The 18,954-nt window shown below is 73.4% G+C and carries 17 protein-coding genes; 9 read left to right on the plus strand and 8 right to left on the minus strand.

What is annotated here, in order from left to right; genetic code table 11:
* Positions 1-125: 125 nt before the first annotated feature.
* From C4U03_RS18700 to C4U03_RS18730, 7 genes are all read left to right on the plus strand, one after another.
* Entirely contained in the window at positions 126-1,457 is a 1,332-nt protein-coding gene (locus tag C4U03_RS18700) for a lysylphosphatidylglycerol synthase transmembrane domain-containing protein (protein WP_103939071.1), read from the plus strand.
* A 392-nt stretch (positions 1,458-1,849) separates the two neighbouring features.
* The gene (locus C4U03_RS18705) at positions 1,850-4,333 is read left to right on the plus strand and encodes a nitrate- and nitrite sensing domain-containing protein (protein WP_103939072.1); all 2,484 of its coding nucleotides are present in this window, start codon (positions 1,850-1,852) and stop codon (positions 4,331-4,333) included.
* Positions 4,330-4,734 (plus strand): roadblock/LC7 domain-containing protein, encoded by a 405-nt coding sequence (locus C4U03_RS18710; protein WP_103939073.1) that lies wholly within the window; start codon positions 4,330-4,332, stop codon positions 4,732-4,734. The genes C4U03_RS18705 and C4U03_RS18710 overlap by 4 nt, the downstream gene beginning before the upstream one ends.
* A gap of 6 nt (positions 4,735-4,740) precedes the next feature.
* Positions 4,741-5,127: a DUF742 domain-containing protein gene (locus C4U03_RS18715; RefSeq protein WP_103939074.1), complete on the plus strand. Its 387-nt coding sequence runs from the start codon at positions 4,741-4,743 to the stop codon at positions 5,125-5,127.
* Complete coding sequence (locus C4U03_RS18720; protein ID WP_103939075.1) at positions 5,108-5,689, plus strand: GTP-binding protein; 582 nt, start codon at positions 5,108-5,110, stop codon at positions 5,687-5,689. The genes C4U03_RS18715 and C4U03_RS18720 overlap by 20 nt, the downstream gene beginning before the upstream one ends.
* A gap of 543 nt (positions 5,690-6,232) precedes the next feature.
* Complete coding sequence (locus C4U03_RS18725) at positions 6,233-6,721, plus strand: flavin reductase family protein (RefSeq protein WP_103939076.1); 489 nt, start codon at positions 6,233-6,235, stop codon at positions 6,719-6,721.
* Positions 6,714-7,907 (plus strand): acyl-CoA dehydrogenase family protein, encoded by a 1,194-nt coding sequence (locus tag C4U03_RS18730; RefSeq protein ID WP_103939077.1) that lies wholly within the window; start codon positions 6,714-6,716, stop codon positions 7,905-7,907. The genes C4U03_RS18725 and C4U03_RS18730 overlap by 8 nt, the downstream gene beginning before the upstream one ends.
* An 87-nt stretch (positions 7,908-7,994) precedes the next feature.
* Here the strand turns inward: C4U03_RS18730 and C4U03_RS18735 are convergent, their stop codons facing one another.
* A complete protein-coding gene (locus C4U03_RS18735) occupies positions 7,995-8,291 on the minus strand; it encodes a hypothetical protein (RefSeq protein ID WP_103939078.1) in 297 nt (98 codons plus the stop codon).
* Positions 8,292-8,555: 264 nt separating this feature from the next.
* Here C4U03_RS18735 and C4U03_RS18740 point away from each other — a divergent pair, with 264 nt between their 5' ends.
* Complete coding sequence (locus C4U03_RS18740; RefSeq protein ID WP_103939079.1) at positions 8,556-9,773, plus strand: hypothetical protein; 1,218 nt, start codon at positions 8,556-8,558, stop codon at positions 9,771-9,773.
* 7 nt (positions 9,774-9,780) lie between these two features.
* On the opposite strand, the gene C4U03_RS18745 is transcribed toward C4U03_RS18740, so the two are convergent.
* From C4U03_RS18745 to C4U03_RS18770, 6 genes are all read right to left on the minus strand, one after another.
* Positions 9,781-11,301 carry an acyl-CoA synthetase gene (locus tag C4U03_RS18745; RefSeq protein ID WP_103939080.1) on the minus strand — a complete coding sequence of 507 codons (1,521 nt, stop codon included), beginning with the start codon at positions 11,299-11,301 and terminating at the stop codon, positions 9,781-9,783.
* A gap of 111 nt (positions 11,302-11,412) precedes the next feature.
* Positions 11,413-12,444, minus strand: coding sequence for a branched-chain amino acid ABC transporter permease (locus C4U03_RS18750; RefSeq protein WP_103939081.1), 1,032 nt, complete (start codon positions 12,442-12,444; stop codon positions 11,413-11,415).
* Positions 12,441-13,304, minus strand: coding sequence for a branched-chain amino acid ABC transporter permease (locus C4U03_RS18755; protein WP_103939082.1), 864 nt, complete (start codon positions 13,302-13,304; stop codon positions 12,441-12,443). The genes C4U03_RS18750 and C4U03_RS18755 overlap by 4 nt, the downstream gene beginning before the upstream one ends.
* Positions 13,301-14,113, minus strand: coding sequence for an ABC transporter ATP-binding protein (locus C4U03_RS18760; protein WP_103939083.1), 813 nt, complete (start codon positions 14,111-14,113; stop codon positions 13,301-13,303). The genes C4U03_RS18755 and C4U03_RS18760 overlap by 4 nt, the downstream gene beginning before the upstream one ends.
* Positions 14,110-14,889 carry an ABC transporter ATP-binding protein gene (locus tag C4U03_RS18765; protein WP_103939084.1) on the minus strand — a complete coding sequence of 260 codons (780 nt, stop codon included), beginning with the start codon at positions 14,887-14,889 and terminating at the stop codon, positions 14,110-14,112. Before C4U03_RS18765 ends, C4U03_RS18760 begins: the two co-directional genes overlap by 4 nt.
* Complete coding sequence (locus tag C4U03_RS18770; RefSeq protein ID WP_103939085.1) at positions 14,886-16,076, minus strand: ABC transporter substrate-binding protein; 1,191 nt, start codon at positions 16,074-16,076, stop codon at positions 14,886-14,888. Before C4U03_RS18770 ends, C4U03_RS18765 begins: the two co-directional genes overlap by 4 nt.
* 210 nt (positions 16,077-16,286) lie before the next feature.
* On the opposite strand from C4U03_RS18770, the gene C4U03_RS18775 reads away from it, so the two are divergent.
* The gene (locus C4U03_RS18775) at positions 16,287-17,339 is read left to right on the plus strand and encodes a PaaX family transcriptional regulator (RefSeq protein ID WP_235017954.1); all 1,053 of its coding nucleotides are present in this window, start codon (positions 16,287-16,289) and stop codon (positions 17,337-17,339) included.
* On the opposite strand, the gene C4U03_RS42855 is transcribed toward C4U03_RS18775, so the two are convergent.
* Positions 17,256-18,926, minus strand: a complete 1,671-nt coding sequence (locus tag C4U03_RS42855) for an IclR family transcriptional regulator domain-containing protein (protein ID WP_103939086.1) — start codon at positions 18,924-18,926, stop codon at positions 17,256-17,258. The two genes, C4U03_RS18775 and C4U03_RS42855, sit on opposite strands and share 84 nt — an antisense overlap.
* Positions 18,927-18,954 lie beyond the last annotated feature (28 nt).

The raw sequence follows: 18,954 nt of genomic DNA on the forward strand, positions 1-18,954 counted from the left end.
AGGCCGCCGATCCCATGCGGCGCCGGGTCGGCCGGGGGACGTGTGACGCGGCTCACTTCCAAGGTTTCGTCACGTCTCTCGGGGAACAGCTTTACCGGCAGCACCGTTGCGCAAGATGATCAAGCTTGCGAGGTGAACCGGTGGACGGCGAGGGCGTGTTCGGCACAGGCGAGCCGGTCGCGCGGGAGCGCCGTGGCCGGTGGTGGCTCACCCGCGCCGCCCTGCTGCTCCTGGCCGCCGCCTCCCTCGTGGTCCTGGCCGACGAGCTGCCCGACTTGGGGCAGGTGTGGGCGACGGCGACCCGCGCCGAGCCCGTCTGGCTGGCCGTCCTGGTCGTGACAGCCGCGCTGTCCATGGGGGCCTTCGCCCGGCTGCAGCACCGGCTGCTGCGCCGCGGCGGCCTGCGGATCTCGCTGCGCCGCACGTTCGCGGTGACGTACGCGGGCAATGCGCTGTCCACCACGCTGCCCGCCGGGCCTGCGGTGAGCGTCGTCTACACCTTCCGGCAGTTCCGGCGCAGCGGCGCCACCGCCCAGCTGGCCACGGCGGTGATCGTGATCGGCGGGGTGATCACCACCACCGCCTACAGCCTGGTCGCGCTGCTGGCGCTGCTGGCCGAGCCGCATTCCCGGATCCCGGCCGCCCTGGCGCTGGCGGGGCTGGCGGTGCCGGCCGCCCTGGCGGTGCTGCTGTGGTCGGCCTCGCGGCGCGCGTCCTGGCCCGCCCGGCTGACGGCCCCGGCCCGCCGTGCCGTCCGCGCCTGCCTGGAACGCCCGCAGATCGCACCGCATGTGAGGCAGTTCCGCGAGGTGGTGCGCTCCCTGGCGGCGCCGAATCCGGACACCGCCCGGCCGGACACCGGGCACGCCGCGAATACGACACAGACGGCCGACACGGTACAGACGGCGGACGCGACGCAGACGGCCGACTCGACGCAGACAGCGGGCGCGGCGGGGGGTTGGGGGCGCGGGCCGTTGCGGCTGTCGGCGGGTGACTGGGGGACATTGGCGGTCTTCGCCCTGCTCAACTGGCTGTTCGACATCCTGGCGCTGGTGGCGGCGACCCGCTCAGTGGGCATCGAGGTCTCCCCGTACGGGGTGGCGCTGGCGTACTTCGCCGCCCAGGCGGCGGGCAGCCTGCTGCCGGTGCTGCCGGGCGGGCTCGGAGCGATCGAGAGCGCGATGGCGGGGGCGCTGGTGGCGCTGGGCTCCGGGTTGGCGTCGGCGGGCGCCGCCGTCGGGCTCTACCGGCTGGTCTCCTACTGGGGCATCGTCACGGTGGGCTGGCTGGCCTGGCTGGCACTGCGCGAGCGTCCCCGGCGGGCGCCCGGACTCACCCGCAGGCGGGTGCTGACGTGGGTCGAGGCACTGGGCACCGGTTTTGCCGCCACGGCCGGAATGACCGTCTGCCGGACGCTTCCGGCCGTGCGCTCGGCCGACACGCACCGCCCCGGCTGACCGCACTGTTCCGTCGCCCCTTTTCCGGCACCCGGTCCACGGCCGCAGGGGAACACTCCTCACCGACTCGACCGGGTTCCGCCGGGCGATCGCAGTTGACATGGCATTCGCCGATGTCAACGGCACGGCCGGCGATTCACGACCGCCCTCCGAAACCATGTCCAGTCTGCCCCGAATTGTCCATAAATGATGGCCATACCAGGCCTGTTCATCGATGAGACCAGGCCACAGGTCTTGCGCCCGCGAGGCGCGACGGGGAGCATATGTCGCTCGTAGGCTGAACAAACCGCAGGAAAACGGGGTGTCCGCGGGTGTCTCGAGTGTTCCCGCGCCTTCGCGGACGCGCATCGCGGCCCCATCGGCGCCCGTCCCGCTTGAGGAGGGCGGCCAGGATGGTTGTCGCCGAGAACGGACCCGCGGCCGCGGTACGGCCGAGACGCCGCCGCTCGATCCGGCTGCGCATCGCCGGGCTGCTGGTCATCCCGATGGTCTCCCTGATCGCCCTGTGGGGCTTTGCCGCCAACGTCACCCTCGGCGCGGCCCTCGACCGGTACGCGATCTCCCACTCCTACGACGCGATCGTCCAGCCGGCCACCGTCGCCACCGCGCACATCCAGCGGGAGCGCACGCTGTCCTCGGTGTTCATCAGCACCGACGGCGTCCAGGGACGGGCCGACCTGGACGCGCAGCGGGCCAGGACCGACGCCGCCGTGGCCGCGCTGCGCAAGGCGGCCGGCGACGGCATCGACGACACGCTGGGCCGGCGCGCCCGAGACCTGCTGACCGAGCTGCTCGGCACGCTGGACGGGCTGGGCGCAGTGCGCTCGGCGGTCGACTCGGGTCGGATGAACGTGGTCGAGGTCATCGAGGCCTACGGCGACATGAACGAGACCGCCTTCCGGATGTACCGCAGCCAGCGGGTCGACGACCTGGACGTCTTCCAGCAGGGCCACGGGGTGATCTCGGTGACCTGGTCCCGGGAGTACCTGGTCCGCGAGGACGCGCTGATCACCGCGATCCAGGCGTCCGGTGGCCGGATGACCACCGCCGAGCGGACCGCGCTGGTGGAGTGGGCCGCCAAGCGGCGGCAGCAGCTTGAGCTGGGCCTGACGGAGCTGGACGGCCCCTTGCTGACCACCATCGAGGAGTACCTCGAGCAGCCGGACTACCAGCGTTTCCAGGCGATGGAGGATGCGGTCCTGGCCTCCCGCGGATCACGGCTGCCGGCCGCCACCGACTCCTGGGCGCAGACCGTCCCGGCGGTGCTGGCCACGCTGGACGAGGCTGTCACCGAGACCGGTCTGGCGCTGGAGCGCGAGAACGAGGTGGTCGGCGACCGTATCGTGCTGCGGCTGGTGACGGTCGGCGGGTTCGGCCTGCTGGCGGTGATCGTCTCGCTCGTGCTGACGGCCCTGTTCGCCCGGGGTCTGGTCCGCGAGCTGCTCGGGTTGCAGCGGGCCGCCGACGAGTTGGCCGACGACCGGCTGCCCGACGTGGTCGGCCGGCTGCGCCGCGGCGAGGACGTGGACGTGGACGCCGCCATGAACACCGCGTCGCTGGAGGGCGGCCGGACCACCGAGGTCGCCGGGGTCGCCACCGCCTTCACCAAGGTGCAGCGCACCGCGATCGAGACCGCGGTCAGCGAGGCGCACCTGCGCAAGGGCATCAGCCGTGTCTTCCTCAACCTGGCCTGGCGCAGCCAGTCGCTGCTGCACCGGCAGCTGCGCATGCTGGACGCCATGGAGCGCCGGGTCGCCGACCCCGACGTCTTGGAGGACCTGTTCCGCATCGACCACCTGACCACCCGGATGCGGCGGCACGCCGAGGGCCTGATCATCCTGTCCGGCGCGGCGCCGGGCCGGGGCTGGAGCCGGCCGGTGCCGATCGAGGACGTGCTGCGCTCGGCGGCCGCCGAGGTGGAGGACTTCACCCGGGTGGAGGTGGTCGCCGGCACCCCGGCCGCGCTGGCGGGCGCGGCGGTCGCCGACATCGTCCACCTGCTGGCCGAGCTGGTGGAGAACGCCACCCAGTACTCGCCGCCGCCCACCGAGGTGCTGGTGCGCGGCGAGTTGGTGGCCAACGGCTACGCGATTGAGGTGATCGACCGGGGCATCGGCATCGACGCGCGCGAGCGGGCGGACCTGAACCAGCGGCTGGCCGAGCCGCCGGAGTTCGACCTGGCCGACACCGACCGGCTGGGGCTGTTCGTGGTCGCCCGGCTGGCTGCCCGGCACGGCGTCAAGGTGGCGTTGCAGGAGTCGGTGTACGGCGGGACCACCGCCGTGGTGCTGCTCCCGCCCGATCTGGTCGCCGACACGGCGCTGCCTCCGGGCGACGCCGAGCCCGAGGTGCTCAACGCGCTCGACGTTCCCCGGCAGAGCACCGGACCGCAGCTGCCGGCCGGCCCGCAGGGGACCGCCGGGGAGCCGGGTCGGATCGAGGTGCCCGCCGCGCGCTCCTGGTTCGAGCCCCAGCAGGCCACCACAGACCGCACGCCCCCGGCCGGTGGCCGGGCGGACGGGCCGTACCTGGTGACCGGACCACAGCCGGTGACGGGACCGCAGCCGGTGAGCGGGCGGCACACGGCGACGGAGCCGGCCGGGGCGGACGTCCCGGGCCGGGAGTCGGCCGACGGACGTCCCGCGCCGCTGCCGCGCCGGGTCCGGCAGGCCAACCTGGTGCCGCAACTGCGCGCGGTCGGCCCGGTCGGCTCCACCGACGAGGACGGGTCCGCGGAGCCGGAGGGCCTGCCCCGCGACCGCTCCGCCGAGCAGAGCCGTGACCTGCTCGCCTCGCTGCAAGGCGGATGGCTGCGCGGCCGTGCCGACGATGAGGACGGCTCCGGCGACGGAGCCGCTGATGGAGGTAAGTCATGACCGAGTCCGGTGTCGCCGGCGAGCTGGGCTGGCTGCTCGACGATCTCGTCGACAGGGTCGGCCAGATACGCAAGGTGATCGTGTTGTCCCGGGACGGTCTGGTGATGGGGGCCTCGCGCGGGGTGGCGCGCGAGGACGCCGAGTACCTGGCCGCGCTGGCAGCCGGTTTCCACAGCCTGGCGGTGGGGGCCAAGCCGCACCTGGCCAGCGGGGAGGTCCGGCAGACCATCGTGGAGATGGAAGACGGGCTGTTCTTCGTGGTCCCCGCCGGCAGCGGCAGTTGCCTGGCGCTGCTCAGCGAGGCCGGAGCCAACGCCGGCCTGGTCGCCTACGAGATGACCATGCTGGTCAAGCGGGTGCGCAAACAACTGTCCACAGGGATCAGACGACCGGCGGAGTGAGCCGCCATGCAGTCATGGACAGATCCGCCCGGTGAACGCTGGATCGACGAGGCCGCGGGGCCACTGGTACGCCCGTACGCGCTGACCGGAGGGCGGGCCAGACCGCGCGGTGAGCCGCTGGACATCGTGGCGATCCTGATCGGGTCGGGCCGGCCGGTGCCCGGGCACGTTCGGCTCACCCGCGAGCAGCAGCGGCTGCTGGCGCTGTGCCGGCGGCCGTACACGGTCGCCGACCTGGCCTCGGAGCTGGACCTGCCGCTGGGCGTGGTCGTGGTGCTGGTGGACGAGCTGTTGGAGCAGGGGCTGATCGAGGTGGCCCGGCCGGCCGCCCCGGCCGCGCGCCCCGATCCGCGGCTGCTGAGGAGGGTGATCGATGAGCTTCGCGCGCTCTGACGACGGGCCACGGATCGCGCTGAAGATCCTGGTCGCCGGGGGTTTCGGGGTCGGCAAGACGACCCTGGTGGGCAGTGTCAGCGAGATCCGGCCGCTGCGTACCGAGGAGTTCCTCACCGACGCCAGTGTCGGGGTGGACGACACCCGCGGGGTGGAGGCCAAGACCACCACCACCGTGGCGATGGACTTCGGCCGGATCACGATGCGCGACGGGGTGGTCCTCTACCTGTTCGGCACGCCCGGACAGGACCGGTTCTGGTTCATGTGGAACGAGCTGGCCCGGGGGGCGCTGGGTGCGGTGGTGCTGGCCGACACCCGCCGGCTGACCGCCAGCTTCGCCTCCATCGACTACTTCGAGCAGCGCGACATTCCGTTCGTCGTCGCGGTCAACTGCTTCGAGGGCGCCCACCGGTACAGCTTGGAGGAGATCCGCGACGCCCTGGACGTGGACCCGCAGGTGCCGGTGGTCACCTGCGACGCCCGCGACCGCGAGTCGGCCAAGCACGTCCTGATCTCCCTGATCGAGCACGCCGTCCAGCACTCCGTCCCGGCTCCCGGCTAGCCGGCCTGAGGCGAGCCGGCCCGCGCGTACTGCCGCCCCGGGACTCCGGCCGCGGCCCGGCGAAGGCGAGTGGTCACCGCACCGGCCCGCGGGCCGGTGCGCCCGGGTCCGGCCGGAGCGCCGTCCCGGTCACCGGGCGGACGCCCGACGCCGTTCGGCGGTGATGCCGCAGGCCGCCGGTTCCGGAGGCCGGGAGTGGACCGGCGGTCCTAGGACTCCGCTCGGACCTTGGACCGATATCACCGCTGAGCGGGACAGGACGTGCCGGAACGGGCGGGCGGGGCCGTTGAATGGGATGCGGGACAGGGCACGTCCGCGCGGGTCGGCACCCGAGCGGAGCCGTCCTGCCCGCAAACAGGCACTTGGCCAGCAGACGGATCCCGGGAGCCGCCGGGACCCGTCGGGCGGAAGGGACCGGCTTCGATGGGCGAACGGGCATACGCGGCTTGTGGTGCCGGCTGCGCACCTGCCGACCGGTTTTCCGAGCGGCAGGCGGGACGGCGCGGGCCCGGGTCGCCGAACGGCCCGTCGGGGACGGCGGCCATGTCCGTGACGGACATCGACGGCGCGCGGTTCCGTTCCGTGCTCGGCCGGTTCGCCACCGGAGTGGTCGCCGTCACCGCGATCGGTCCCGGCGGACGGCCGGCGGGGCTGGCGGCCAACTCCTTCACCTCGGTGTCACTGGACCCGCCCCTGGTGTCGTTCTGCGTGGCGCACACCAGCACCAGCTGGCCGCGGCTGCGCGAGGCCGAACGGTTGTGCGTCAACATCCTGAGCCGCTCCCAGGAGGAGGTCTGCCGCCGGCTCGCCGCCAAGGGCGGCGACAAGTTCGCCGGGCTGGAGTGGACGCTCTCGCCCGGCGGCGGGCCGGTGCTGGAGGGCGCGCTGGCCTGGATCGAGTGCGCGGTGGAAGCGGAGATCCCGGCCGGCGACCACCGGATCGTCGTGGCCCGGGTGCATCACCTGGACAAGCACCATGACGGCGACCCGCTGCTGTTCTACCGGGGCGCCTACGGGAGGTTCGATGGCTGAGTCGGACGGCGGCGAGGACCTGGAGGCGTTCCGCCGGGAGGTGCGCGGCTGGCTGGAGGACAGCCTGACCGGCGATTTCGCCGCCGCCCGCGGGCTGGGCGGGCCCGGCCGCGAGCACGAGGGCCACGAGATCCGGCACGCCTGGGAACGGCATCTGGGCAGGGCCGGCTGGACGTGCCTGGGCTGGCCGGCCGAGCACGGCGGGCGCGACGCCACGCTGGAGCAGCAGGTCGTCTTCTTCGAGGAGTACGCGCGGGCCGGGGCGCCGCACCGGGTGGGGCACATCGGCGAGGGGCTGATCGGCCCGACCATCATCGACTTCGGCACCGAGGCCCACAAGCGCCGGTTCCTGCCCGCGATCCGGCGCGGCGACGAGCTGTGGTGCCAGGGCTACTCCGAGCCGGACGCCGGGTCGGACCTGGCCAACGTGCAGACCCGCGCCGAGCTGGTGGGCGACGAGTGGGTGATCCACGGCCAGAAGGTGTGGACGTCGCTGGCGCACGTGGCCGACTGGTGCTTCGTGGTCTGCCGTACCGAGCCGGGCAGCACCCGGCACCGGGGCCTGTCCTACCTGCTGGTCCCGATGCGGCAGCCGGGCGTGGAGGTGCGCCCGATCATCCAGGCCACCGGTACCGGCGAGTTCAACGAGGTGTTCTTCGACGGCGCGCGGACGGCGCGGGAGAACATCCTGGGCGCCCCCGGCGACGGCTGGCGGGTGGCGATGGCGACGCTCGGGTACGAGCGGGGCGCCTCGACGCTGGGACAGCAACTGCTGTTCCGCCGCGAGCTGGAGGCGGTCATCGAGGTCGCCCGGCGCAACGGGGCCGGCCGCGACCCGGCGCTGCGCGACCGGCTGTCACGGGCGTGGATCGAGCTGGAGATCATGCGCTTCAACGCGCTGCGCACCATGCGGTCCCTGGCCGCCGGCGAGCCGGGCCCGGAGGTGTCCATCGCCAAGCTCTACTGGTCGGAGTGGCACCGGCGGCTCGGCGAACTGGCCGTGGACGTGCACGGCGCGGCCGGGATGCTCACCGAGCCGGCGCCGCCGGACCGCTACGAGCCGACCGACGCGCAGCGGCTGTTCCTGTTCAGCCGTGCCGACACCATCTACGCCGGATCCAGCGAGATCCAGCGCAACATCATCGCCGAACGCACCCTGGGTCTGCCCCGCGAGCCACGTCCCTGACCGCGTATCCTGCCGCACGCCTGACCGGGCCGGGATGGCCCGGCAGGCGCGTTCCCGCGATCCGGCGGTCGTGCCCGGACCGACGGATCAATGGACGGCCAGGACGCGGGCGACCCGGTCGGCGGCGGTGGCGACGTCGTCGGCCGCGGCGATGCGCTCGGCCCACGACCACCAGAACCACCAGCCGTCGGAGCCCTGCTCGGCGAGAATGTTCTCGGTGAGCGCGGTCGCCTCCGGATTCATCACATGCAGGCTGGCCGGCCGTTCCAGGGGCGCGCTCAGGCGCACCTGGAAACCCCGGTGGACCAGCGCGTCCCCCAGCCTTTCCAGATATTCCAACCGGGTGTCGTACGGTGTGGCGGTTTCAGTGCTGTCAGGCGTCACTTCGGACCTCCCCGTGATCATCATGCGGCCCGATATACGGGAAAGCATCGCGCGCCCGCAACTCGATCCGCAAGCCGCATTGCGAAATTTACCCGCGGAACAAGCGGAATATAGAATGACCCGCAACACGTCAAAATATGCACCATTCGGTGCAAGGTGCGCCAATAGGTCCGCACCGGGGCGGGGCGACGGCACGCCGCCGGGGCCCCGAACCGGCTATCTTTCGCATAACGACCGGGGGCTTTGCAGGGGAGGATGGCGGTAGTGACGGACCAACCACCGGACGACGACCGGACCCGGGAGATCGCGATACCGGAGCGGGTCTCCCCGGACGCCCTCGACCAGACCCGCCAGGACGAGCCGGCCGGCGCGGCGGCCACCGCGCCCCAGCCGCTGCCGGCCGAGCCCGAGCGGGCATCCCGGCCCGAGCGGGCATCCCAGGACGAGCGGGCATCCCGGCCCGAGCAGGCGTCCGAGGCGCAGCCCGGGCCGCCTCCGCCGGGACCGGCAAAGGCCACCGCCCCGCAGGTCGTTCCCCCGGAGCCGCCGGCCTCCCCACCCGCGCCGCAGCCCACGTTGCAGCAACCCCTACCGCAGCAGTCCGCGCCGCAACAGCCGCAGCCGCAGCCGCAGCCGGTGCAGGTGACGCCTCCGCCACCCCCGCAGCCGATGCAGGCGCCGTCCGTTCCACCGCCGCTGCCGGATCTGCCGGGGCAGCAGCCGCGGCGGGTGACCTTCCACCGGTTCCACTACCCGATCGGCATCTTCATGGTGGCCTACGGGGTCAGCACCCTGCTGCTGTCGGTGCTCGGCTGGAGCGCCCACCGTATGGAGATGGCGGGCTATCTGGGCGAGGGCGCCGCCTCCCCCGCGCTGATCGCGGTCAAGGTCGTGGAGGGCCTGCTGGTGCTGCTGGCCCTGGTCGGGCTGGTGCGCCGCCGGGACGTGTGGTTCCTGCCGGCGCTGTTCGGCTGGGTGCTCGGGTTCGCCGTGTTCTGCGTGCTGGCCGGGGTCGAGGGCAAGATGATGGATCTGGTCGAGCACGGCGCCTACCTGGTGGTGTTCACCTTCCTGCTGTGCCTGTCGTACGCGCTGGGCGTCAAGGCCCGGGTGGCGGCGCGGCAGGCGGTGCCGCCGGAGCCCGGGCAGGGCTCCGGGGGCTCCGGGCCCGACCAGGGTTCTGGGCGGCTGACCCGCACCCAGGAGATCGCCCTGGCCGCGCTGAACCGCTGGCAGCGGCAGCAGCCCGCCCCGCCGCAGGGTCCGCACCAGCCGGGGCCCGCACCGCAGCAGCCCCAGCCTCCGCACCAGCAGTTTCCGCCCCAGCCCGGACCCCCGCAGCAATCCCAGGCTCCGCACCAGCCCCAAGCCTCGCAGCAGCCCCAGGCTCCACAGCAGTACGGGCCGCCCCCACAGCAGCAGGGGGCGGCGCCCCAGGGGCCGGGGCAGTTCTACAGCGAGCCCTCCCCCGGGCCGCAGTAGGCGAGGTTCAGCGGTCGCCGTAGGTGCCGCGCAGCACGGACTTGAGGACCTTCCCGGCCGCGTTGCGCGGCAGTTCGTCGGCGAACACCACCGACTTGGGGATCTTGTACTTGGCCATCCGGCCGGCCAGGCCGTCCAGCACCCGCCGCTCGGTGAGCCCGGAGCCGGGCCGCGCCACCACCACGGCGCGGCCCACCTCGCCCCAGGTGGGGTCGGGCACCCCGATGACCGCGCAGTCCAGCACGTCGGGGTCGGCCAGGACGGCCTTCTCGATCTCGGCCGGAGAGACGTTCTCCCCACCGGAGATGATCATGTCCTTCATTCGGTCCACGATGTAGGCGTAGCCGTCCTCGTCGATGCGGGCCGCGTCGCCGGTGTGGAACCAGCCGTCGGTGAAGACGGCGGCGGTCTCCTCGGGCAGCCCCCAGTAGCCGGGCATCACGTGCGGGCCGCTGACGATGACCTCGCCGGTCTCCCCCGGCGCCACCTCGGTGAGGTCGGGGCCGACCACGCGCACGTCGCTGAAGAAGTGCGGCACGCCCGCCGACCCGGCCTTGGCGGTGGCGTGCCCGGCGTCCAGGAACAGGGTGCCGGGCGCCGCCTCGGTCATCCCGTACCCCTGCAGGAACGTCAGCCCGCGCTCGGCGTAGGCGGCGATCAGCGAGGGCGGCACGGGCGCGCCACCGCAGGTCAGCAGCCGCACCGAGGACAGGTCGGCGGCCGCCCAGCGGGGCGAGCGGGCCACCTGCCGGAACATCGTGGGCACCCCGAACATGAAGGTGACCCGGTGCCGTTCGATCAGGTCGAGGGTGCCGTCGGCGTCGAAGCCGGGCACCAGCACGCAGCAGCCGCCCTTGAGCAACACCGGCAGGGTGAGCATGTTGAGCCCGGCGGTGTGGAACAGCGGCGCGGACACCAGCGCCACCTCGTCGGCGAGCAGGTCGTGGTCGACCAGAACGTTGATCGCGTTCCAGGTGATGTTGCCGTGGGTGAGCGCGGCGCCCTTGGGCCGGCCGGTCGTCCCGGAGGTGTACATGATCATGCAGGTCTCGTCCAGGGCGACCGGCTCGTCGATGGGCTCGGCGGCGGCCCCCGCCAGCAGGTCCTCGTAGCCGTGCGCACCGGGGCGCGGCCCGGCCAGCGCGACGTGCGCGCGCACCGACGCCGCGCGGGCGCCGCCGTCCACCAGTTCCGCGTGCGAGGGCCCGTACACCAGCGCCGAGGCGCCCGAGTCAGCGAGTTGGAAGGCGATTTCCGGGCCCGCCAGCCGGGTGTTGAGCGGGACGAACACCCCGCCCAGCAGCCCGGCGGCGAACAGGGTCTCCAGGAAGGAGGGGTGGTTGGGGCCAAGGTAGGCGACCCGGTCGCCGCGCCGGACGCCCAGCTCGCGCAGCGCGTGCGCGAGCCGGGTGACGCGCTCGTTCAGCTGTGCGTAGGTCTGCCGGCGGTCCTGGTGGATGGTGGCGGTGCGCTGCGGGGTCTTGCGCGCCCGGCGTGCGGGCCATGACCCCAGTCCCTGGTTGCGCATCAGGCGGTCCTTCCGAGGAGGGGGGCGGGTCAGCTCCGGGGCGCCGGGGACGAGGCGGAGAAGGTCCGCGGGAAGGGTCCCGGCCGGTAGGCGACGAATGGGATGGACGGGTCAGGGTGAGGTGCGCGCCAGATCGCGGACCGGAGCGGCGTCGGGTTCGTCGGACGCCGGGGCACCGCGCGCGGCGCGCCGCTCCCACCAGCCGGTGGCGCTGGGCACCAGCCCGCGCGGCATGAACAGCACGATGAGGATGAGCAGCAGCCCGTACACCGCGTACGACAGCACGGTGGGCGCGGCGGCCGGCATCCCCTCCATCGTCCCGACGTTGTTGAGCAACTGGAGCAGCAGGGTGATGACGGTGGCGCCGGCCAGCGCACCGTAGACGGTGCCGGCGCCGCCGACCACGACCATCACGACGTACTCGAAGGACAGCAGCACCGGGAACGATCCGGGCGCCACGTAGCCGATGTAGAAGGCGTAGATCCCGCCCGCCAGCCCGGCGAAACCGGCCGACAGGCTGAAGACCGCCAGCTTATAGGTGGCCACGGGCACCCCCGACGAGGCCGCGGCGACCTCGCTGGTGGCCAGTGCGCGCAGGCCGCGGCCCGGCCGGGAGGCCACGATGTTGCGGGTGATGAGGGCGATCAGCCCGAGCGCGGCCAGTGCGAGGTAGGCGTAGGAAAGGTCGGTGGCGAACTCGTAGCCGGCGATCTCCAGCCGGGGCACTCCCTGCAGGCCGATGTCGCCGCCGGTCCACTCCTGCTGGCCGACCAGGTTGAGCAGGATCAGCTGGACGGCGAGCGTGGCGAAGGCGAGCTGGTGCCCGCGCAGCCGCAGCAGCGGTACGCCGATCAGCGCGGCCAGCGCGGCGGCCACCAGCGGAGCGGCCGCCAGCCCCAGCCAGGACGGCCTGCCGTGGGTGGTGATCAGCGCGGCGGTGTAGCCGCCGACCATGAAGAAGGACGCCTGGCCCAGCGAGACCTGCCCGGCGTAGCCCATCAGCATGGACAGGCCGGTCACCACGCACGCCGCCAGCAGCAGCAGGACGTACACCGAGACCTGCGCCTCCGACAGCAGCAGGGGCGCCGCCAGCGCGGCCGCGCACACCGCGGCGGCCACCAGGACACGGGGGGACGGCTTCATCGGGCGGTCTCCTCCTGGAGGGCGGTCCTGCGCGAGGACTGCCAGATCATGATGGCCAGCATCAACGCCAGCGCCACCACGGTCTGGTAGGCGGCCTCGTAGTAGCCGGCGACCATCGCCTCGGCGACGCCCAGGACCAGCGCGCCGGCCAGCGCCGGGCCGGGCCGGTTCAGGCCGCCCAGCACCGCCGCCGCGAACCCGTTGGTGATCAGCAGGACGTCGCTGTTGTAGGAGATCGGCAGCATCGGGGTGAGCAGCACGCCGGCCGTGCCGCCGAGCATCCCGCCGAGCGCGAAGGCGACCAGCCCCATCCGGGTCACGTCGATGCCCACCGCCCGCGCCGCATACGGGTTGGACGCGCAGGCCGACAGGGCCTTGCCGGGGTAGCTGCGGTTGAAGAACAGCCACAGCGCAGCGAACACCACCGCGGTCACGCCGATCACCAGGAACGACTGTTTCTGCACGAAGGCCCCGGCGAACTGCACGCTGCCGCCCAGGCCCGGATGCGAGCGGGGGTTGTCACCCCAGATCATGATTTCCACCGCGTAGGCCACGAAGCCCAGGCCCAGCGTCACGATCAGCGCGGACTGGGCACTGGTGCCGCGCCTGCCAGTAGCGATCAGCCCGACCAGCAGGCCGGCCGCGCCCGCCACCGCGACCGCGGCGACCTCGGCCAGGCCGTGCGGCAGCCCCGCCGACAGTAGCGATCCGGCGGTCAGCCCGGCCACCACGGCGAACATGCCCTGGGCGAAGTTGACCACGCGGGTCACCCGGTGGATGGTCACCAGCCCGCTGGCCAGCAGCGCGAAACCGCAGCCGACGGCCAGCCCGGAGATCAGGTACTGCAGGAAGTCGCTCACGGCCGCGCCTCCCTGCCGGAGACCGCCCCGCCCGGCCCGGTCCCGCCCCCCTTGGCCGCGCCCCGCTTGGTCCCGTCCGGTCCGGTTCCCTCCGGCCCGCTTCCGCCCGGCTCGGCGGTGGTGGCGGGGCCACCGAGGTAGGCGGCGGCCACCTCCGCGCTGCGGGCCAGTTCGTCCGCGCTGCCCTGCGCGCGGATCCGCCCAGCCTCCAGTACGTAGCCGCGGCCGCACAGGTCCAGGGCCAGCCGGGCGTTCTGCTCGATGAGCAGCACCGCCAGGCCGCGCCCGGCGTTCAGCGACCGCAGGTGCTCGGCCAGGCCGGCGGTGACCATCGGCGCCAGCCCCAGCGACAGCTCGTCCACGACCACCACGTCGGGCTCGGCCATCAGCGCCCGGCCGAAGGCCACCATCTGCTGCTGGCCGCCCGACAGGGTGCCGGCCCGCTGGTGGCGGACGCGGGTCAGCTCCGGCAGCACCTCGTACACCCGGGAGGTGTCGCGCGCCCCGGGTCTGCCCCGCCGCCGCCAAGCGCCGAGCCTGAGGTTGTCGTCCACGGACAGGTCGCCGAACATCTGCCGCCCCTCGGGCACCAGCGCCACCCGCCCGGACACCCGCACCCGTCCCGAGGCCGGGCGGACAATCCCCATGATCGCGTTGACCAGGGAGGACTTGCCCGCCCCGTTCGGCCCGACCAGCGCCACCAGCTCGCCGGCGCCCACCGTGAGGCTCACCCGGTCCAGCGCCGTGGCCGTCCCGTACCGCACGACGAGGTCACCGACCTCCACAACAGGGGGCACGACAGGGGTCATGACACCCCCTCCCCCAGGTAGGCGGTCAGCACGGCCTCGTCGGCGCGGATCTCCTCGGGGGTGCCCTCGGCGATGTGCGCACCGAGGTCCAGGACGCTGACGCGGTCGGCAAGCCGGGCGACGAACGCGACGTCGTGCTCGATGAGCATCGTGGTCAGGCCCTCCTCGCGCAGCCCCTCGATCAGTTGGGCCAGCGCCTCGCGTTCGGCGGCGCGCAGCCCGGAGGCGGGCTCGTCCAGCAGCAGCAGGCGGGGCCTGGCACACAGCGCCCGGGCCACCTGGAGGGAACGCTGCTGGCCCAGCGGCAGCACGTCGGCGGCGCGATGGGCCCACTCGCGCAGGCCGACCCGCTCCAGAGCGGCCAGCGCGTCGGCCCTGATCTCGGCCTCCTCGCGCCGCTGCCCGGGCAGCCGCAGCGCCCCGGCCAGGAAGCCGTGCCGGGTACGGGCGTGCGCGCCGACCATCACGTTCTCCAGCGCGGTCATCCCGCCGAACAGCCGGGCGCCCTGGAAGACGATGGCGATGCCCAGCCGGGCCCGGGCGTGCGGGGGCAGGCCGTCGATGCGCCGCCACTGTCCCCGCGGGCCGTAGGACACGGTGCCCGCGTCGGGGACGAGATGACCGCTGATCAGGTTGAACAGGGTGGACTTGCCCGCGCCGTTGGGGCCGATCACGGCGCGGGTCTCGCCCTCGGCGACGGTCAGGCTGACGTCGCGGACGGCGTACACGCCGCCGAACGCCCGGCTGACCGACTCGATCCGGAGCACGGCGCTCACCCGACCGCCCGGGCGGTCTCGGCCAGCCGCCGTTTGGACCAGTCGGTGGGGACGAGCCTGCCGTCCTTGACCTGGTTCATGGAGATGTCGGTGGCGCGCAGGCCGGAGTGGTCGGTGGCGCTGTAGGTGTACTTGCCCGCCGGGGTGACCAGCGTCATGGTCTCCAGGGCGTCGCGGATCCGCTCCCGGTCGGTGCCGGCCTTCTCGATCGCGGCGGCCAGCAGTCTGACGCCGGAGTAGCCGTCCTGGGCGAACTGCGGCGCGTCATAGCCGTACTTCTGCCGGAACGGGTCGGCCATCTCCTTGATGGCCGACTTCAGCTTGCCGTCCGGCAGGTACTCTCCGACGACCCCGATGGCGCTCTGCACGTAGACGCCCTCGGCGGCGGGGCCGACGGGCTCCAGCCACAGTTTGCTGGCCTGCGAGCCGGTCATGTACAGCGGCAGCCGCAGGCCGGAGTTGGGGTACTGCTTGGCAAGGGTGACGCCGGGCGCCCCGCTGGCCCAGGCCATCATGGCCTGGGCGTCGCTGCCGCGCACATGGGTGAAGATCGGGCTGAAGTCCGAGGCGGTGGTCTCGTAGGGCTCCTCGCGGACGATCTGCACGCCGTACTTGGGCGCCAGCCGTTTCATGCCCGCGAAGCCGGCCTTGGAGTAGGCGCTCTTGGTGTCGTAGGCGACGGCCACCCTGGTGATCTTGTGGGCCTGCCAGTACTGCAGCATCGCCTCGGCGTAGGTGGAGGAGATGGCCGGGACCACGAAGGTGTACCTGCGGATCGGATCGACCTGCTCGTCGGCCGGGGCCAGCGAGATGTAGGGGATCTTCTCCCGCTCGGCCAGCGGCTCCACCGCCAGGCCCACGTTGGAGAAGGTGGAGCCGATGATCGCGGTGACCTTCTCGGTCCGGAGCCTGTTGAAGTGCAGCACGCCCTGGTCGGGGGCGGTCCTGTCGTCGAGGGTGATCAGCTCGATCCTGCGGCCCTTGATGCCCCCGGCCGCGTTGATCTGCTCGACCGCCAGATCGACGGTCTTCTTGGCCTCGCCGCCGAGTGGGGCGTAGTTGCCGGTCAGCGACTCGATGAAACCGATCTTGATGGCTCCGTCGCCGGAGTCTCCGGAGCCGCCGGAGCCGCCGCAGCCCGCCAGGGCGAGTGCGGCGGCGGCCAGGAACGGGACGAATCTGCGCACAGGAGGCCTCCTGGGGGTGGGAGAGCCGCCCAGGCCGGGGCCGGGCGCCGGGGTCGTCCCCGCGCCGCCCGGCGCCCGGCGCCGGGGGAGGTAAGCTGAACTTAGGCAGATTCGTTACAGCGGTCAATACTCTGCACAACATTGCGGAGGACCGCCGCGGCCGGCATACCGCCGCACCGTCACCACACCGGCAGGATGGGAGCCCCCTTGGTGAACGATCCCTCTGTGGTGGAGCTGGAACCGCCCTCCCAGGGCGCCGACGGCCCGTCGCCCCGCCTACGGCCACAGTCGCTCATGCTGACGTTCCTGGGCAACTATGTGCTGCGGCGCGACATCGCGGTGTCCTCGGCCAGCTTCATCGAGATCTTCGCCAGGCTGGGCGTGGGCGAGCACGCGATCCGCTCCACGCTCAGCCGGATGGTCGCCCGTGACCTGCTGGCCCGGCACCGGCGCGGACGGCGGATGCACTTCGGGCTCACCGAGCGTTCGGCCCGGATCCTGCAGGACGGCGAGAACCGGGTCTGGCGGCGCAGCGTGGTCAACGACGACTGGGACGGCCGGTGGACCCTGCTGGCGTTCTCCATGCCCGAGTCCTGGCAGAGCCGCCGCCACGACCTGCGCTCGGCGCTGACCTGGGCCGGGTTCGGCTCGATGGGCAACGGGATCTGGATCGCCCCGTCCCGGGTCGAGATGGGCCCGACGATCGCGGGTCTGGGGCTGAGCGACCACGTCAAGGTCTTCACCAGCGTCGCCGAGGAGCCGACCGACGTCGCGGCGATGATCCGCGACGCCTTCGACCTGGCCGCCCTCGCCTCGGCCCACCAGGCGTTCCTGGACCGCTGGGACCGCCCCGACCCGATCCCGCACGCCCCCGACGACCTGGCCCGCTACCTGTGGATGACCACCGAGTGGCTGCAACTGGTCAGGATGGACCCCCGGCTGCCGGTGGAGCACCTGCCGCCCGACTGGCCGGCGGTGCGCGGGCAGCGGCTACTGCGGGAGCTGCGCGCCCGCTACGAGGAGCCCGCCCGGCGGCTGGCCGACGCGGCGATCGAGTTCATCGAGGTCCCGGTCGGCCCGTCGGCCGCTCTCCCGGCCGACGCCGAGCCGGACGACGCCGGACCGGACGACGCCGGGCTGGACGATGCCGAGTCGGACGACGTCGAGCCGGACGATCCCTCAGTCGGTGTCGAGCCGGACGAAGCGCCCGGCCACGTGCAGGTCCGCCTCGATGCGGGCGGCCGCGTCCCGCAGCGCGGGTAGCAGCGACTCGACGGCCTGCCGGGCGGTGCGCCGGCTGGCGTGCATGGACACGTTGACGGCGGCCGTCACCCGCCCGGCCCGATCGCGCACCGGGACGGCGATGGACCTCAGCCCCTCCTCCAGCTCCTCGTCGACCAGGGCGTGGCCGTCCCGGCCGACCTGCGCCAGGATCGCCTCCAGCCGGGCCGGGTCGGTGACGGTACGGCGGGTCAGGGGCTCCAGGCGAGCTCGTGCCAGGCGGCGGGCCCGTTCCTCCTCGGGCAAGCCGGCCAGCAGCACCCGGCCCATCGAGGTGGCGTACGCGGGCAGCCGGGTGCCCAGCGTGATGTCGACGCTCATGATCCGCACCGTGGGCACCCGCGCCACGTACCGGATGTCGTCGCCGTCCAGGACGGCCATCGACGCCGAGTCGCGGATCCGCTCCACCAGGGACACCAGGTGCGGCCGGGCGATCCGGGCCACGGTGAGACCTGCGCTCACCTGGGCGAACCCCAGCTCCAGCACCCGTGGCGCGGGCCGGAACAGCCCGTCGTCGGCCGTCACGTAGCCGAGGTGGGCCAGAGTGATCAGCGACCGGCGCACGGTGGCCCGGGGCAGCCCGGTGGCCTGCGCCAGGGTGGCGAGCGTCGCCTGCGGCCGGTCCTCGCCGAAGGCCGTCAGCACCCCCAGGCCCCGGGCGAGCGACTCCACGAACTCCGGGCCCAGTTCCCGTTTCGAGGTCCGGGCCCGTTCGGCGGCCACGGCCTGCGGCGGCACCCCGGCACCGGCCCGGCGGGCATCCCGGACCAGGGCGTGTTCCATCCGCGCGACCGTCTCCCGGAGCGCGCCGAGCACCGCCTCCCGCAGTGACTCGGCGGTGTGCCTGCTGGTGTGGCTGACCACGCTCACCGCGCACACCGGGCGGCCGGCGGCGTCCCGGACCGGGAGGGCGACGGCTACGAGTCCGGGCTCGATGAGCTGGTCGTCCAGCGACCAGCCGGTCCGCCGGGCGGCGGCGGCCCGTTCCTGGAAGCCGCCGGCCGCCCGGCCGTCCGGCGGGGCGGCCTCTGGAGGCAGGGCCCAGAACCCGAGCAGGTCCGGGTCGGCCGTGCGGCACCGCCGCCAGTGCTTCCAGTCGCCGGGCGTCCAGCCGGCCGCGAACAGTGCGCCGGGCGCGCCGCACTCGGCGGGCAGCGCGTCGCCGACGCGGAACGCCACCGACATCGCTCGCCGGCGCGCGGCCTGGTGGACGAAGCGGACGCGGTCGCCGTCCGGGACGGCGACCGAGACCGACTCGTCCAGTTCGTCGGCCAGCCGGTCGGCGAGCGGGCCGAGCAGCGCGGGCAGCCCGCAGGCGGCCAGGTAGGCGTTGCCCAGCTCCATCAGGCCCGGTGCGAGCACCGCGTCCCGCCCCTCCAGCCGCAGGTGGCCGAGCCGTTCCAGGGTGCTGAGCACGCGGTCGATCGTGGAGCGCGCCAGGCCGGTGTCGCGCACCAGGTCGCCCGCGCTGCGGCGGCCGCCCGCCCCGGCCACCCGGCGCAGCACCGCCAGCCCCCGGACCAGCGGGCCCACCACCTCGCGCGGCGGGGCACCGTCCGTCGTCAGCATGTCCGCTCCCGGTTTCCACTCGCCGAAA

It is taken from the genome of Thermomonospora echinospora, from assembly GCF_900108175.1.
Lineage (GTDB): Bacteria > Actinomycetota > Actinomycetes > Streptosporangiales > Streptosporangiaceae > Thermomonospora > Thermomonospora echinospora.

Bases quoted from the DNA above. Each gene is read 5' to 3' on its own strand.
- C4U03_RS18715 (WP_103939074.1), top strand. From the start codon at position 4,741: ATGCAGTCATGGACAGATCCGCCCGGTGAACGCTGGATCGACGAGGCC.
- C4U03_RS18705 (WP_103939072.1), top strand. From the start codon at position 1,850: ATGGTTGTCGCCGAGAACGGACCCGCGGCCGCGGTACGGCCGAGACGC.
- C4U03_RS18725 (WP_103939076.1), top strand. From the start codon at position 6,233: ATGTCCGTGACGGACATCGACGGCGCGCGGTTCCGTTCCGTGCTCGGC.
- C4U03_RS18760 (WP_103939083.1), bottom strand. From the start codon at position 14,113: ATGACCCCTGTCGTGCCCCCTGTTGTGGAGGTCGGTGACCTCGTCGTG.
- C4U03_RS18745 (WP_103939080.1), bottom strand. From the start codon at position 11,301: ATGCGCAACCAGGGACTGGGGTCATGGCCCGCACGCCGGGCGCGCAAG.
- C4U03_RS18720 (WP_103939075.1), top strand. From the start codon at position 5,108: ATGAGCTTCGCGCGCTCTGACGACGGGCCACGGATCGCGCTGAAGATC.
- C4U03_RS18730 (WP_103939077.1), top strand. From the start codon at position 6,714: ATGGCTGAGTCGGACGGCGGCGAGGACCTGGAGGCGTTCCGCCGGGAG.
- C4U03_RS18710 (WP_103939073.1), top strand. From the start codon at position 4,330: ATGACCGAGTCCGGTGTCGCCGGCGAGCTGGGCTGGCTGCTCGACGAT.
- C4U03_RS42855 (WP_103939086.1), bottom strand. From the start codon at position 18,926: ATGCTGACGACGGACGGTGCCCCGCCGCGCGAGGTGGTGGGCCCGCTG.
- C4U03_RS18750 (WP_103939081.1), bottom strand. From the start codon at position 12,444: ATGAAGCCGTCCCCCCGTGTCCTGGTGGCCGCCGCGGTGTGCGCGGCC.